General features: G+C 53.6%; 12 protein-coding genes. 8 read left to right on the forward strand and 4 right to left on the reverse strand.

The genetic code is table 11. From position 1 onward, the window contains the following. Window positions 1–133: 133 nt before the first annotated feature. A complete protein-coding gene (locus BV390_RS25745) occupies window positions 134–2,305 on the reverse strand; it encodes a right-handed parallel beta-helix repeat-containing protein (RefSeq protein WP_085397469.1) in 2,172 nt (723 codons plus the stop codon). Between the two features lie 345 nt (window positions 2,306–2,650). Between BV390_RS25745 and glmU the strand changes: the two genes are divergently transcribed. The 7 genes from glmU to phoU all read left to right on the forward strand — a co-directional run bounded on the left by glmU (window position 2,651) and on the right by phoU (window position 10,986). Continuing rightward, the gene (gene glmU, locus BV390_RS25750) at window positions 2,651–4,021 is read left to right on the forward strand and encodes a bifunctional UDP-N-acetylglucosamine diphosphorylase/glucosamine-1-phosphate N-acetyltransferase GlmU (RefSeq protein WP_032690157.1); all 1,371 of its coding nucleotides are present in this window, start codon (window positions 2,651–2,653) and stop codon (window positions 4,019–4,021) included. A gap of 187 nt (window positions 4,022–4,208) precedes the next feature. Next, on the forward strand, window positions 4,209–6,038 hold the full coding sequence (glmS, locus tag BV390_RS25755; RefSeq protein ID WP_032690158.1) for a glutamine--fructose-6-phosphate transaminase (isomerizing): 1,830 nt from the start codon (window positions 4,209–4,211) through the stop codon (window positions 6,036–6,038). 340 nt (window positions 6,039–6,378) lie between these two features. Beyond that, complete coding sequence (gene pstS / locus BV390_RS25760; RefSeq protein WP_032690159.1) at window positions 6,379–7,419, forward strand: phosphate ABC transporter substrate-binding protein PstS; 1,041 nt, start codon at window positions 6,379–6,381, stop codon at window positions 7,417–7,419. Window positions 7,420–7,540: 121 nt separating this feature from the next. Further along, entirely contained in the window at window positions 7,541–8,500 is a 960-nt protein-coding gene (pstC, locus tag BV390_RS25765; protein ID WP_004869204.1) for a phosphate ABC transporter permease PstC, read from the forward strand. Then, window positions 8,500–9,390: a phosphate ABC transporter permease PstA gene (gene pstA, locus BV390_RS25770; RefSeq protein WP_032690160.1), complete on the forward strand. Its 891-nt coding sequence runs from the start codon at window positions 8,500–8,502 to the stop codon at window positions 9,388–9,390. The genes pstC and pstA overlap by 1 nt, the downstream gene beginning before the upstream one ends. Before the next feature lie 45 nt (window positions 9,391–9,435). Beyond that, a complete protein-coding gene (gene pstB, locus BV390_RS25775; RefSeq protein WP_004869200.1) occupies window positions 9,436–10,209 on the forward strand; it encodes a phosphate ABC transporter ATP-binding protein PstB in 774 nt (257 codons plus the stop codon). Between the two features lie 51 nt (window positions 10,210–10,260). Continuing rightward, window positions 10,261–10,986, forward strand: a complete 726-nt coding sequence (gene phoU / locus BV390_RS25780; RefSeq protein WP_004869199.1) for a phosphate signaling complex protein PhoU — start codon at window positions 10,261–10,263, stop codon at window positions 10,984–10,986. Window positions 10,987–11,083: 97 nt separating this feature from the next. On the opposite strand, the gene yieH is transcribed toward phoU, so the two are convergent. Then, window positions 11,084–11,749 carry a 6-phosphogluconate phosphatase gene (yieH, locus tag BV390_RS25785; RefSeq protein ID WP_085397470.1) on the reverse strand — a complete coding sequence of 222 codons (666 nt, stop codon included), beginning with the start codon at window positions 11,747–11,749 and terminating at the stop codon, window positions 11,084–11,086. Between the two features lie 168 nt (window positions 11,750–11,917). On the opposite strand from yieH, the gene BV390_RS25795 reads away from it, so the two are divergent. Further along, the gene (locus BV390_RS25795) at window positions 11,918–13,255 is read left to right on the forward strand and encodes an NCS2 family permease (protein ID WP_004869195.1); all 1,338 of its coding nucleotides are present in this window, start codon (window positions 11,918–11,920) and stop codon (window positions 13,253–13,255) included. Window positions 13,256–13,310: 55 nt separating this feature from the next. Here the strand turns inward: BV390_RS25795 and BV390_RS25800 are convergent, their stop codons facing one another. Together BV390_RS25800 and BV390_RS25805 are read right to left on the reverse strand one after the other, a co-directional pair. Next, complete coding sequence (locus BV390_RS25800; protein WP_032690162.1) at window positions 13,311–13,877, reverse strand: NADPH-dependent FMN reductase; 567 nt, start codon at window positions 13,875–13,877, stop codon at window positions 13,311–13,313. Between the two features lie 37 nt (window positions 13,878–13,914). Next, window positions 13,915–14,499, reverse strand: a complete 585-nt coding sequence (locus BV390_RS25805; RefSeq protein ID WP_181890566.1) for a hypothetical protein — start codon at window positions 14,497–14,499, stop codon at window positions 13,915–13,917. Window positions 14,500–14,643 lie beyond the last annotated feature (144 nt).

Below are 14,643 nucleotides of genomic sequence, written 5' to 3' on the forward strand. Positions count from 1 at the left end.
TCGCCAACCTCTCTGCATTTGCGCTGTACCGCTAACGAAAACGACAACACATGCGGTGTGAAGCAGAACGAAAAAGGTCGCCCGAGGGCGGCCTTTGTGTTTTCTCAGCCGGATAAAGCGCAAGACGCCCTTGCTATCGACGGTTGAGAAAGTCTCCGGTAGCAAAACTGCCATCGGCATGACGCAGCAGCGGATCCGGTAGCGCCAGGGTTTGATAATCGGCGCTCAGAATGGTCTTCCCCTCTGCATTGACGCTTTTCCCGCCGCGAATAAAGTAGTTGTTATCTTTAATATTCCCGACAACGGCATCATCATATTTTCCGGGCTGGCTGCGCAGTGACAGGTTGTCGCTGAAATCGCCTTGAGTCTCTGGCTTACCGTATGGGCTGGGGCGGAAGAGATAGTTAAAGCGCTGGTTATCTACCGCGACGTTATTGACCACTACCAGCTTGCCGGGATTGAAATTATCGGTAAACCCATCCAGATGGTTACCGATAGCAATGCTGTTACGTATTTCGTGGGCAACCGGCTGCCCTTCCCCGCCGAGTTTAAAACCGTTACTGGTGTTATTGCGGGCAATTGAATTCTCGATCACCACAACGCCATTGGCGCCGTCTTCGATTTTGTTAAACAGGTCGAATCCGTCATCGATATTGTCGTGTGAGTAGCAACCTTCCAGACGATTACCTTCCCCTACCCGCATTTTTACCGCGAAACCATCGGCGTTAATCTTACCGGGATCCTCATTGCCGTAGGATTCAGAGTTCACGACCCGATTGTAGCTGGCCCATAGTGGGCGACCTGTTTTGTCCGGGGAGGATATCTGGATCCCGGTATCCTCGTTTTTGTAGGCCGTGACGTTCTCGATCAGGTTATGGCTACCCTGTATGCGCAGGCTTTTGTCTGTTATCGAGATGCCATTGATATGCCAGTAGTTGGCATCCAGCAGCAGGCCATGAATAACCGCCTTGCCGTTGGCCTGCAGCGTTTTTACCTTTTCTCTGAGCCCGCTGGCCTGAAGCGGAATCATCGTTTGCGGATAATCCCCGGCGGCTAAGATAATCTTTCCGCCCGGAGGCAACAAATCGACCGCGGTGGAGAGATCGAGCGGAGAATCCAGCGTCCCTTTCGCGTCAGACTGCCCCTCAGGGGAGACATGCAGCGTGTTCCCTTCAACACGCTGGTTGCGTTCAACCGTCAGGCTTTGCGTAATGGGTTTTTGGCCGCTGGCGGGAGTAAAAACAATTTCAAAGGTACTGTTCTCTTTGAGCGTCGCGGGTTGAGTAAACATCTCACCGGCTTTGACCTTTTTATTCATCCCAATCGTCACCTCATCCTGACGAACAGTGAAATCGCCGTCGTCACTGGCCCGGGCCTGCAATACGTAATCTGCGCTCTGGCTTTGTACGCCTGAGGCGATTTGCATCACCACCGGCCAGGTTTTGGCAACATAGGGCTGCGAAGCAACGATATTTGCCGGGGATGTCACCAGAGATGCATGGCTGACGGTGATTTTGGCGTTACGAGAAGCAAAAAAGCCAACGTAGTAATTGTCTTTATCCTGTTGCGTGATCAGATCGGCATGAGGCACTTTTTGACTCACCCACTTATCGCTGCCGACGGGCGCCCATGATGTGACAAATCCCTCGTTGGTACGTTCGAGTCTGAGCTGGAAGTCCGGTGTCTGCTTAAGATCGATATTCTCTTTATAACTCAGCCGGTTGATAGTCGAACCTGCGTTTCCCCACGGTTGCGCGATCCCTTCCCGGGTAATGGCCTGAAGTTTGACGCGCGAGCGATCTTTTTTATCCTGGGTCATAATCGCGTTCATGACCATATTGGATGCTGCCGGAAACTCTTCGTAGCCAACCACTAAAGGCTGCTGCCGCGGATGGCCGATAACATCGCGAACCAGCAGCCCTGCGCCCTCCTGTGCTGCCGGAAGGGCGCCATTTTCCGGACCAAATTGATCCACCGTCACCGTGGCCTGCAGGATGAAATTCTGTCGGGCCGGTAGTTCAGTATAAAAGAAGGTCAGACCGTCGTGCGAGTTGGCTATTTTTCCGCCCCGACTCTCAATGGTGACAGGAGCCTGGAGATTGGCAACATCCTGCGGAGCCAGTTTTTTTCCTGCTATCGTTACATCGTTAACGCCGATTTTTTCCGGCAGTACGTTGGAGGAAAAATTCACGTCAGTTGATTGACCAAAAGCGATGCCTCGCCAGACATGCTGCTCGTCAGCCTGCAGCGGTAATGCGATAATTGTGCTGCAAAGGGCTAATGCCAAAGGTATTTTTTTATTCATTTTTGTCTCCTGGGTAATTATTGAGCAGCATTATCATAATAATGAAATGGTGTTTCTATTTGTTGCGTCACAATTAACGAATATTGAAACTGTGTTTTATTTTATTACCTTGCTTTATTCAGGTGTCAAAAAAACAGGAAAAGCAGTGAGATAGCAGGGATTTATCTCCCTTATGCGCGTTTTTAGGAGATAAACTTATTTGCAGCGGTGAAAAAGAGCACCATAAAATGGTGTATATCGTTGAGCCAGGGCGTTTTATCCTCGTCTCGTTTCATGATGAAAAATATGTAGATATTTCAACGTGAAAGGCTTTTACTTTTCGTTCTAATTGTTGTCAGGATGCGTATGTCAAACAGTGCGATGAGCGTGGTTATCCTTGCCGCAGGCAAAGGGACCCGCATGTATTCCGATCTTCCTAAGGTGCTGCACTCCCTGGCCGGGAAGCCAATGGTGCAGCATGTTATTGATGCGACTAAAGATCTCGGTGCTTCGGCCGTACATCTGGTGTACGGGCACGGTGGCGATCTACTGCGCCAGACGCTGCATGAAGATAATCTTAACTGGGTCTTGCAAGCTGAACAGCTCGGTACCGGCCATGCCATGCAACAGGCGGCACCGTTCTTCCATGATGATGAAGACATCATGATGCTGTACGGCGATGTTCCGCTGATTTCCGTTGATACGCTACAACGCCTGCGCGCGGCGAAGCCACAGGGCGGCATTGGCCTGCTGACGGTGAAGCTGGACGATCCGAGCGGATATGGTCGCATTACGCGTGAAAACGGTCAGGTTACCGGCATCGTGGAGCATAAAGATGCCAGCGATACGCAGCGTCAGATTCAGGAAATTAACACCGGTATTTTGATCGCTGGTGGGGCGGATTTAAAACGCTGGCTGGCGAAGCTGACGAACAACAATGTGCAGGGTGAATACTACATCACCGATATTATCGCCATGGCGTATCAGGAAGGGCGTGAAATCGTTGCCGTTCATCCGCAGCGCTTAAGCGAAGTTGAAGGGGTAAACAACCGCCTGCAGCTGTCGCGTCTGGAGCGCGTTTATCAATCCGAACAGGCGGAAAAACTGCTGCTGGCAGGCGTGATGCTGCGCGATCCGGCGCGTTTTGATCTCCGCGGTACCCTGAAACATGGGCGCGATGTGGAGATTGATACTAACGTTATCCTCGAAGGCAACGTGGTTCTGGGTGAACGCGTGAAGATCGGCGCAGGCTGCGTGATCAAAAACAGCACCATTGGCGATGACTGTGAGATCAGCCCGTATTCGGTTGTGGAAGATGCTCATCTGCAGGCTGCCTGCACCATCGGTCCGTTCGCGCGCCTGCGTCCTGGCGCCGAACTGCTGGAAGGCGCGCATGTTGGCAACTTCGTAGAAATGAAAAAAGCGCGACTGGGTAAAGGCTCGAAGGCAGGTCATCTTTCCTACCTCGGCGACGCGGAAATCGGCGACAACGTGAATATCGGCGCCGGTACCATTACCTGTAACTACGATGGTGCAAATAAATTCAAAACCATTATCGGCGACGATGTGTTTGTCGGTTCCGACACTCAGCTGGTGGCGCCGGTGACCGTGGGTAACGGCGTCACGATTGCCGCCGGTACGACGGTCACGCGCGATATTGCCGACAACGAACTGGTTTTAAGCCGTGTGCCGCAGGTCCATAAACAGGGCTGGCAGCGTCCGGTGAAGAAGACGTAATGTTTGGATTGTCGCCGGGGGGGAAACCGCCCGGCGAACCAGGATGAGAGGATCAATATAGGTCCCCGTCCGCAGGCAGTACCATAAAAATAACCCCACTCTCTACAAGGCTCGGGGCGCCCGTAACGCGGGCAAATACAGGTCAGCGACAACGCATGGCATAACGCCATTATCAGGAAATTTAACTATGTGTGGAATTGTTGGCGCAGTCGCGCAGCGTGATATTGCTGAAATCCTTCTCGAAGGTTTACGTCGTCTGGAATACCGTGGATATGACTCTGCCGGTCTGGCAGTGGTTGATAACGCAGGGCATATGTCCCGCGTTCGTCGTCTCGGTAAAGTCCAGATGCTGGCTCAGGCGGTAGAAGAGCACCCGTTACACGGTGGTACGGGGATTGCCCATACCCGCTGGGCAACGCACGGTGAGCCGTCTGAAGGTAACGCGCATCCGCATGTTTCTGAACACATTGTGGTGGTCCATAACGGTATCATCGAAAACCACGAACCGCTGCGCGAAGAGCTGAAAGCGCGTGGTTACACCTTCGTCTCTGAAACTGACACCGAAGTGATTGCTCACCTGGTGCACTGGGAGCTGGAGCAGGGCGGCACGCTGCGTGAAGCGGTACTGCGAGCCATTCCTCAGCTTCGCGGCGCCTACGGTACGGTGATCATGGATTCCCGTGACCCGTCAACGCTGCTGGCAGCGCGTTCCGGTAGCCCGATGGTTATCGGCCTGGGTATGGGGGAAAACTTTATTGCATCCGATCAGCTGGCTCTGCTGCCGGTTACCCGTCGCTTTATCTTCCTCGAAGAAGGCGATATCGCGGAAGTGACTCGCCGCAGCGTGACCGTATTCGATACCAAAGGCGTGCAGGTGAAACGTCAGGAGATCGAATCTAATCTGCAGTACGACGCAGGCGACAAAGGCACCTACCGTCACTACATGCAAAAAGAGATTTACGAACAGCCGAATGCGATCAAAAACACCCTCACCGGGCGCATCAGCCATGGCGAAGTGGATCTCAGCGAGCTGGGCACGCATGCGAATGAAATGTTGTCTCAGGTTGAACATATCCAGATCGTAGCCTGCGGCACCTCGTATAACTCCGGCATGGTTTCTCGCTACTGGTTTGAAGCGCTGGCGGGCGTGCCGTGCGATGTGGAAATCGCCTCTGAATTCCGCTATCGCAAATCGGCGGTGCGTCGCAACAGCCTGATGATCACGCTTTCCCAGTCCGGTGAAACCGCGGATACGCTGGCCGCGCTGCGTCTGTCAAAAGAGCTGGGCTACCTCGGATCGCTGGCTATTTGTAACGTGGCGAGTTCTTCTCTGGTCCGCGAGTCCGATTTGTCGCTGATGACCAAAGCGGGCACTGAGATCGGCGTGGCCTCGACCAAAGCCTTTACCACTCAGCTGACCGTATTGCTGCTGCTGGTGGCAAAACTGGCGCGCCTTAAAGGTCTGGATGCCGCCGTCGAGCATGATATCGTTCATGGGCTGCAGGCGTTGCCGAACCGTATTGAGCAGATGCTGTCGCAGGATAAGCGTATTGAAGCGCTGGCCGAGAACTTCTCCGATAAGCACCATGCGCTGTTCCTTGGCCGTGGCGATCAGTATCCGATCGCGCTGGAAGGGGCGCTGAAGCTGAAAGAGATCTCTTATATCCACGCGGAAGCCTATGCGGCCGGTGAGCTGAAGCACGGTCCTCTGGCCCTGATTGACGCTGAAATGCCGGTGATCGTCGTTGCGCCGAATAACGAATTGCTGGAGAAGCTGAAATCCAACATTGAAGAAGTTCGCGCGCGTGGCGGCCAGCTGTATGTCTTTGCCGATGGCGAGGCGGGTTTCAACAGCAGCGACAATATGCACATTATTGAAATGCCGCATGTTGAAGAGGTGATTGCGCCGATCTTCTACACCGTGCCGCTGCAGCTGCTGGCCTATCACGTTGCGCTGATTAAAGGCACTGACGTCGACCAACCGCGTAACCTGGCGAAATCGGTCACCGTAGAATAAGCCAACACGCATCAGACAAAGGGCTGCCATCCGGCGGCCCTTTTTTTATTTCCGGCGATCGTTTTTCAGTGCTCTGGTGAAAAATGCCGCTGCGCGGGTTTATGACAAACCGTCATCTTCGACTACGATTTTAAGTGTCATAAAAAGAAAATTTTTCTGCAATCTTACGGTCACTTAAATAATTAACAGTATGATTTATATTGTTTTTATTTTCACCAGTCGGCTGTCCTTTTGAGTGTCATAAAACTGTAATAATTCGTACATTTTACTGTCACCTCTTTGTCCTATTTTGCTCACCATAGCCTCGAAACAACGATTTACGAATCCAGCAGGAGACATTATGAACGTTATGCGTACCACCGTCGCAACAGTTGTCGCCGCGACCTTATCGATGAGCGCTTTCTCTGCATTTGCAGCTGCAAGCCTGACTGGCGCGGGCGCAACTTTCCCTGCACCGGTGTATGCCAAATGGGCTGATACCTATCAGAAAGAAACCGGCAATAAAGTGAACTACCAGGGCATTGGCTCTTCCGGTGGTGTAAAACAAATTATTGCTAACACCGTCGATTTCGGTGCTTCTGATGCTCCTCTGGCCGATGACAAACTGGCTCAGGAAGGCCTGTTCCAGTTCCCGACCGTTATCGGTGGCGTGGTTCTGGCAATCAACCTGCCTGGCGTGAAGTCGGGTGAGCTGGTTCTGGACGGTAAAACTCTGGGTGATATCTACCTGGGCAAAATTAAAAAGTGGGATGACGAAGCGATCGCTAAACTCAACCCGGGTATGAAGCTGCCGTCTCAGAACATCGCCGTGGTTCGTCGCGCCGATGGTTCCGGTACTTCCTTCGTGTTCACCAGCTACCTGGCGAAAGTGAACGAAGAGTGGAAATCTAAGATTGGCGCGGGTTCTACCGTTAACTGGCCGACCGGTCTTGGCGGTAAAGGTAACGACGGCATCGCCGCTTTCGTTCAACGTCTGCCGGGCTCCATTGGTTACGTAGAATACGCGTATGCGAAGCAGAACAACCTGGCCTACACCAAACTGCTTTCCGCAGATGGCAAGCCGGTCAGCCCGACGGAAGATAACTTCGCTAACGCGGCTAAAGGTATCGACTGGAGCAAATCCTTCGCACAGGATCTGACTAACCAGAAAGGTGAGAATGCATGGCCGATCACCTCAACCACCTTTATCCTGGTACACAAAGCCACGACCAAACCAGAACAGACTGCTGAAGTGCTGAAGTTCTTCGATTGGGCGTACAAAAATGGCAGTAAAGAAGCCAACGCACTGGATTACGCAACGCTGCCGGAAAGCGTGGTTGAGCAGGTTCGCGCTGCATGGAAAACCAACGTGAAAGACAGCAGCGGTAAAGCGCTGTACTAAATACCGCCAGACTTTAAGCTGTCCGCCAGTGGCAGCTTAAAGGATGATGTGTATAGCATTACCTTTGCCCGAAAGGTCAGTAAAATACTGGCCTTTCGGGCCCGAACTTAAAGAGTAATCTATGGCTGCAACCAAGCCGGCATTTAACCCTCCGGGGAAAAAGGGTGACATAATTTTCGGCGTGCTGGTCAAACTGGCGGCGCTGATTGTGCTATTGATGCTGGGCGGCATCATCGTTTCCCTCATCATCTCTTCATGGCCAAGCATTCAGAAGTTTGGTTTTTCCTTTTTGTGGACCAAAGAGTGGGATGCGCCCAACGAAATTTTCGGTGCGCTGGTGCCTATCTATGGCACGCTGGTGACCTCATTTATTGCGTTGCTGATCGCCGTTCCGGTGAGCTTTGGTATCGCGCTGTTCCTGACGGAGCTCTCCCCTGCCTGGCTGAAACGCCCTCTTGGTATCGCCATTGAACTGTTGGCGGCCATCCCAAGTATCGTTTACGGCATGTGGGGCCTGTTTATCTTTGCCCCGCTGTTTGCTACCTACTTTCAGGAGCCGGTGGGCAACGTCCTGTCGACGATTCCGTTTGTCGGGGCGCTGTTTGCCGGTCCGGCATTTGGTATCGGTATTCTGGCGGCGGGCGTTATTCTGGCCATCATGATTATTCCGTACATCGCCGCCGTCATGCGCGATGTGTTTGAACAAACGCCGGTGATGATGAAAGAGTCGGCCTACGGTATCGGCTGTACGACCTGGGAGGTTATCTGGCGTATCGTCCTGCCATTTACCAAGAACGGGGTTATCGGCGGCGTGATGCTCGGTCTGGGGCGCGCGCTGGGGGAAACCATGGCGGTGACCTTCATTATCGGCAACACCTACCAGCTGGATAGCGTTTCACTGTATATGCCGGGGAACAGTATTACTTCCGCCCTGGCGAATGAGTTTGCCGAAGCGGAAACCGGGCTGCATGTGGCGGCGCTGATGGAGCTGGGGCTGATTCTGTTTGTGATTACCTTTATTGTTCTGGCCGCATCGAAGTTTATGGTGATGCGTCTGGCGAAGAGTGAGGGGGCGCGCTAATGGCAACGATTGAATTGCAAACCAGCACAGAGCTGGCTGAATCGCGTCGTAAGATGCAGGCTAAACGCCGGCTGAAAAACCGTATCGCCCTGACCCTGTCAATGGGAACCATGGTCTTCGGGCTGTTCTGGCTTATCTGGATCCTGATGTCCACCGTGACCCGCGGTATTGATGGCATGAGTCTGGCGCTGTTTACCGAAATGACGCCGCCGCCGAACACCGCGGGCGGTGGTCTGGCGAATGCCCTGGCGGGCAGCGGCCTGCTGATCCTGTGGTCGACGGTTTTCGGTACGCCGCTAGGCATTATGGCGGGTATCTATCTGGCGGAATACGGGCGTAAGTCTGTGCTGGCGGAAGTGATCCGGTTTATTAACGATATCCTGCTTTCCGCGCCGTCCATCGTCGTGGGTTTGTTCGTCTACACCATCGTGGTTGCGCAGATGCAGCACTTCTCCGGCTGGGCTGGGGTTATCGCCCTGGCGTTGCTGCAGGTGCCTATCGTGATTCGTACCACCGAGAATATGCTGAAACTGGTGCCGGACAGCCTGCGTGAAGCGGCCTATGCGCTGGGTACGCCGAAGTGGAAAATGATTTCTGCCATCACCCTGAAGGCCTCGGTGTCCGGCATCATGACGGGGATCCTGCTGGCTATCGCGCGTATCGCCGGTGAAACGGCGCCGCTGCTGTTCACTGCGCTCTCCAACCAGTTCTGGAGCACCGATATGATGCAGCCAATTGCCAACCTGCCGGTGACCATTTTCAAATTTGCCATGAGTCCGTTCGCGGAGTGGCAGCAACTGGCATGGGCCGGGGTACTGCTTATCACCCTGTGCGTATTGCTGCTGAACATTCTGGCGCGCGTGGTTTTCGCGAAGAATAAACACGGTTAATTTTTGCGGCGCGGCGAAATGCGGCGCCGAATGAGGAAGAGATTGATGAGTATGGCGAATGCGACCCCGGGTAAACTTTCAGTTCGTAACCTGAACTTCTACTACGGAAAATTCCATGCCCTGAAAAATATCAACCTGGATATCACCAAAAACCAGGTTACGGCGTTTATCGGCCCGTCAGGCTGCGGTAAATCGACCCTGCTGCGGACATTCAACAAGATGTTCGAGCTCTACCCGGAGCAGCGTGCGGAAGGCGAAATCCTGCTGGATGGCGATAATATTCTGACCAATACTCAGGATATCGCTCTGCTGCGTGCCAAAGTCGGTATGGTTTTCCAGAAGCCGACGCCGTTCCCGATGTCGATTTATGACAATATCGCCTTTGGCGTTCGCCTGTTTGAAAAGCTGTCGCGTGCCGATATGGACGAGCGCGTGCAGTGGGCCTTGACCAAAGCCGCATTATGGAACGAAACCAAAGATAAACTGCATCAGAGCGGATATTCTCTCTCCGGCGGTCAGCAGCAGCGTCTGTGCATCGCGCGCGGTATCGCGATTCGTCCGGAAGTGCTGTTACTGGATGAACCGTGTTCAGCGCTGGACCCGATCTCCACCGGGCGCATTGAAGAGCTGATCACCGAACTGAAACAGGACTACACCGTCGTTATCGTTACCCACAACATGCAGCAGGCTGCGCGTTGTTCAGACCATACGGCATTTATGTATCTTGGCGAGCTGATTGAATTCAGTAACACGGACGATCTGTTTACCAAGCCCGCGAAGAAACAAACTGAAGATTATATTACTGGCCGCTACGGTTGATTGCCCTTCTGCTTTCACAGGATTTAACCCGTTGGGCATTCAGGAGACACCATGGACAACCTAAATCTTAACAAACATATTTCTGGCCAGTTCAATGCAGAACTGGAGTATATCCGCACTCAGGTGTTGACCATGGGTGGGCTGGTGGAACAGCAGCTGTCTGATGCCATCACCGCGATGCACAATCAGGACAGCGATCTGGCAAAACGCGTGATTGACGGCGATAAGCAGGTCAACATGATGGAAGTGGCCATTGATGAAGCCTGCGTGCGTATCATCGCCAAGCGTCAGCCAACCGCCAGCGATCTGCGTTTAGTCATGGCAATTATCAAGACTATCGCCGAGCTGGAACGTATCGGTGACGTGGCGGATAAAATTTGCCGTACCGCGCTGGAGAAGTTCTCCCAGCAGCACCAGCCGCTGCTGGTGAGCCTGGAATCGCTGGGGCGTCATACCGTGCAGATGCTGCATGACGTGCTGGATGCCTTCGCTCGCATGGATCTCGATGAGGCGGTGCGTATCTATCGCGAAGATAAGAAGGTGGATCAGGAATATGAGGGCATCGTGCGTCAGCTGATGACCTATATGATGGAAGATTCACGTACGATTCCAAGCGTGCTGACCGCGCTGTTCTGCGCCCGTTCTATCGAGCGTATCGGCGACCGCTGCCAGAATATTTGCGAATATATTTTCTACTTCGTCAAAGGCCAGGATTTCCGCCACGTTGGTGGCGATGAGCTGGATAAGCTGCTGGCGGGTAAAGACCCGAAAGAGTGATCCGCCGTAAAATGCCCGGAGGCGCTATGCTTACCGGGCCTTTAACACCACGGATCCTGTAGGCCGGATAAGCGCTAGCGCTATCCGGCTTTTTTCATTAACGCGTAATATTCCATCCACGGGCTTTCCACAGCGCGGGCAGCTGTGCCAAATCAGTAAAGGTCGTCACTTTTGGATGATCGATCGGTTTGTTGTGCGAGTCGGCGCAGAAGTAAAAGACTTCCATTCCTGCCTCAATCCCGGACTGAGCGCCTGCGCTGGAATCATCCACCAGAATGCAGTTTTCGACGTTAACGTTCATGGCCTTTGCTGCATGGAACATCAGTGCCGGATCGGGTTTCCAGCGCTGAATATCGTAACCGCTGTACAGTCGGTCGGGAAAATGGCGCAACATGCCGGTTCTTCCCAGCGAGTGCTGCATTTTACTGACCGGGCCGTTAGAGACCACGCACATTGGCACGCTGACCGCATCCAGCAGCGTTTCCGCTCCTGCAATCGCTTCCAGTTCAGAATCAAACAGGCGCGCGACTTCGGCGCGGTAGAGGGGTTCGAGCTCTGGTTTTTGTAGATTAACGCCGTGCTCTTCGTTGATGGTATCAATGATCTCGTAGAGCTTTACGCCTTTGAAACGCTTAAAAATCTCGTCTAAATCCAGGGTAATGCCGAACGCTTTGAACATGTGAACATAGGCGCGGGAACAGGTCACTTCGCTGTCGACCAGCGTGCCGTCGCAGTCAAAAAACAGGGCTTCTATTTGGGACATGCCGTTTCCATTTTAACAAGTTAACGTTTTCGTCCTGCCTATTCACAAGACGCAATCGTTGCCGTATAAGCAAATTCAATGAAAAAAATTACCATACAACTGCCCCCGGTGTCGCATTTTGGTATAGGATAGCGACGAATTTTCCCTCCTTTTGTTCGGAAACCGATAATGAGTCAACAACAAACCAGCCAGTCTTCTGGCCAGGGTCTGCTGGAGCGCGTATTCAAACTACGTGAACACGGCACGACGGCACGTACCGAAGCGATAGCAGGTTTCACCACCTTTTTGACAATGGTCTACATTGTTTTCGTTAACCCACAAATTCTTGGCGTAGCGGGTATGGATACCAGCGCTGTCTTTGTGACGACCTGTCTTATCGCCGCCTTCGGTAGTATTTTGATGGGGCTGTTTGCTAACCTGCCGGTTGCGCTGGCGCCGGCAATGGGGCTGAATGCCTTCTTCGCCTTTGTCGTCGTCCAGGCGATGGGGCTGCCGTGGCAGGTGGGGATGGGGGCTATTTTCTGGGGCGCCGTTGGTCTGCTGCTGCTGACTATTTTCCGCGTACGTTACTGGATGATCGCCAATATTCCCGTCAGCCTGCGCGTGGGGATCACCAGCGGTATTGGGTTGTTTATCGGCATGATGGGGCTGAAAAATGCCGGCGTGATTGTCGCAAACAAAGACACCCTGGTGAGCATCGGCAACCTGACCTCCCACAGCGTGCTGCTGGGGATTCTCGGCTTCTTTATTATCGCTATTCTCGCTTCCCGTAACATTCATGCTGCGGTACTGGTCTCCATCATCGTTACGACGCTGCTGGGCTGGATTCTGGGTGATGTTCACTACACCGGTATTGTTTCCGCTCCGCCGAGCATTACATCGGTGATTGGCCATGTTGATTTGGCCGGCTCCTTTAATCTCGGTCTGGCGGGTATCATCTTCTCCTTTATGCTGGTCAACCTGTTCGACTCCTCCGGAACTCTGATCGGCGTGACCGACAAAGCCGGCCTGGCCGATGAAAAAGGCAAATTCCCGCGGATGAAGCAGGCGCTGTTTGTTGACAGTATCTCATCGGTGGCAGGGTCCTTTATCGGCACCTCGTCTGTGACCGCCTATATCGAATCCTCTTCCGGTGTTTCCGTGGGCGGACGTACCGGTCTGACGGCGGTGGTGGTGGGGATTCTGTTCCTGCTGGTGATCTTCCTGTCGCCGCTGGCCGGCATGGTGCCGGCGTATGCCGCAGCAGGTGCGCTGATCTATGTGGGCGTACTGATGACATCCAGCCTGTCGCGCGTGAAGTGGGACGACCTGACGGAAGCGGTGCCGGCCTTTGTGACGGCGGTGATGATGCCGTTCAGCTTCTCGATTACCGAGGGGATTGCGTTAGGCTTTATCTCTTACTGCGTGATGAAGATTGGTACCGGTCGCCTGCGCGACCTCAGCCCGTGCGTGATTATCGTCTCGCTGCTGTTCGTACTGAAAATCGTGTTTATCGATGCGCACTAAGCGTCGTGCATGTCGTGCATAATGAAAAAGCCCGGCAGCGATGCCGGGCTTTTTTTTACGCTTTTACTCGCTGAATATACTCGGCAAAGGCGCTCAGCTGCCCACTTAAATGGTCGAGCGTGCTCTGATCGACCACCTCTCCCGATTGCGGATCGACCTTGTTCTGAATCACGCCGCCCATAAACTCAGGCTTGTTCATCACCATCGCATCGAGGAACACCAGAATTTGACGCAGGTGATACTGGCAGCGCGCGCCGCCAATTGCGCCCATGGAGCTGGTTTGAATCAGGACCGGTTTGCCGGACAACGGTTGTTCAGGCAGGCGCGACAGCCAGTCAATGGCATTTTTCAGGCCGCCTGGAACGGAATAGTTATATTCAGGCGTAACGATAACAACGCCGTCGGCTTCGCGAATCTGTTGTGCAATATCCTGCACGCTTTGCGGAAACCCGTCTTCCTGCTGGATATCCGCGTCATATAACGGAATGTCGCCAATCGATGGCAGCGCGACGATCTCCATGCCCGCCGGCGCAATGCCAGGCAGGGTGCGTGCAACCATGCCATTAAAAGACCCCTTGCGCAGACTTCCGAGTAGCGTAACAACTTTCAACGTATCAGACATGATTGCTCCTTTGCATCATGATGGCCGGACAGACCGGTCAGTTGAGGGAGAGTGCTTTTTCTATGGGCAGGCTGGTAAAGCGCATCAGACGGGCAGAGGACTCCTTTGCTCGCATCTGTGCGTCCGGCAGACTACGCCAGCCTTCCTGACAATTGTATTCCCAGACTTTAAGCGGGCCGATGGCCGGCGTGGCGGCAATCGACCAGACCAGTATCGTTTCCGCATCGCACAGGGCTTCAACAGGCTGCATGTTGGTGGTTCGCAGTCGGCCCGCGCCGGGTAGCAGCTGCAGACGAACGGGCGCTTCAGCGGTTAACTTCAGCACGCTCCGGCGCAGCGCCACCAGCTGGGCGCGCGCTTCGTCAGGGTCGTGCTGGATGTTAATCCATAAATTCTCATTGCTGTTGAACACGTAGCGGTTGGCATCGTGCAGCGGGTGGACGCCGCGTGAGGCGTGCTGAAGCTCCATATCCAGTCCGCAATCACCTTCCGTCGTCAAGCTCACGCCGACAATGTTTCCGGCATAGGAAATGGAAAATCGGGGCAGGTGGGGATCGCGAAAAACGGGCCTGCCGTTATCTTCGCTGATGATTTCGGGGAGCTCACTAATGCCATACAGCATAAACAACAGTTCGGCGAGCAGTGAACGTGATGCGCGATAGCGGGCCTGTCGGTATTCTGGCAGGCGCTGTGCGGATTGATGACAGGCCGCGGACAGTCGTGTCGATAGCGGCTCCCTGGTGCTGAGTATCCCTCTTGCAAAATG

It is taken from the genome of Klebsiella sp. YJ (genome assembly GCF_002108615.1).
GTDB classification, from domain to species: Bacteria; Pseudomonadota; Gammaproteobacteria; order Enterobacterales; family Enterobacteriaceae; genus Klebsiella; species Klebsiella planticola.

What these genes read in the sequence shown, in the direction of transcription:
- BV390_RS25745 (WP_085397469.1), bottom strand. Translation starts at nt 2,305, where the DNA reads ATGAATAAAAAAATACCTTTGGCATTAGCCCTTTGCAGCACAATTATC.
- glmU (WP_032690157.1), top strand. Translation starts at nt 2,651, where the DNA reads ATGTCAAACAGTGCGATGAGCGTGGTTATCCTTGCCGCAGGCAAAGGG.
- glmS (WP_032690158.1), top strand. Translation starts at nt 4,209, where the DNA reads ATGTGTGGAATTGTTGGCGCAGTCGCGCAGCGTGATATTGCTGAAATC.
- pstS (WP_032690159.1), top strand. Translation starts at nt 6,379, where the DNA reads ATGAACGTTATGCGTACCACCGTCGCAACAGTTGTCGCCGCGACCTTA.
- pstC (WP_004869204.1), top strand. Translation starts at nt 7,541, where the DNA reads ATGGCTGCAACCAAGCCGGCATTTAACCCTCCGGGGAAAAAGGGTGAC.
- pstA (WP_032690160.1), top strand. Translation starts at nt 8,500, where the DNA reads ATGGCAACGATTGAATTGCAAACCAGCACAGAGCTGGCTGAATCGCGT.
- pstB (WP_004869200.1), top strand. Translation starts at nt 9,436, where the DNA reads ATGAGTATGGCGAATGCGACCCCGGGTAAACTTTCAGTTCGTAACCTG.
- phoU (WP_004869199.1), top strand. Translation starts at nt 10,261, where the DNA reads ATGGACAACCTAAATCTTAACAAACATATTTCTGGCCAGTTCAATGCA.
- yieH (WP_085397470.1), bottom strand. Translation starts at nt 11,749, where the DNA reads ATGTCCCAAATAGAAGCCCTGTTTTTTGACTGCGACGGCACGCTGGTC.
- BV390_RS25795 (WP_004869195.1), top strand. Translation starts at nt 11,918, where the DNA reads ATGAGTCAACAACAAACCAGCCAGTCTTCTGGCCAGGGTCTGCTGGAG.
- BV390_RS25800 (WP_032690162.1), bottom strand. Translation starts at nt 13,877, where the DNA reads ATGTCTGATACGTTGAAAGTTGTTACGCTACTCGGAAGTCTGCGCAAG.
- BV390_RS25805 (WP_181890566.1), bottom strand. Translation starts at nt 14,499, where the DNA reads ATGCTGTATGGCATTAGTGAGCTCCCCGAAATCATCAGCGAAGATAAC.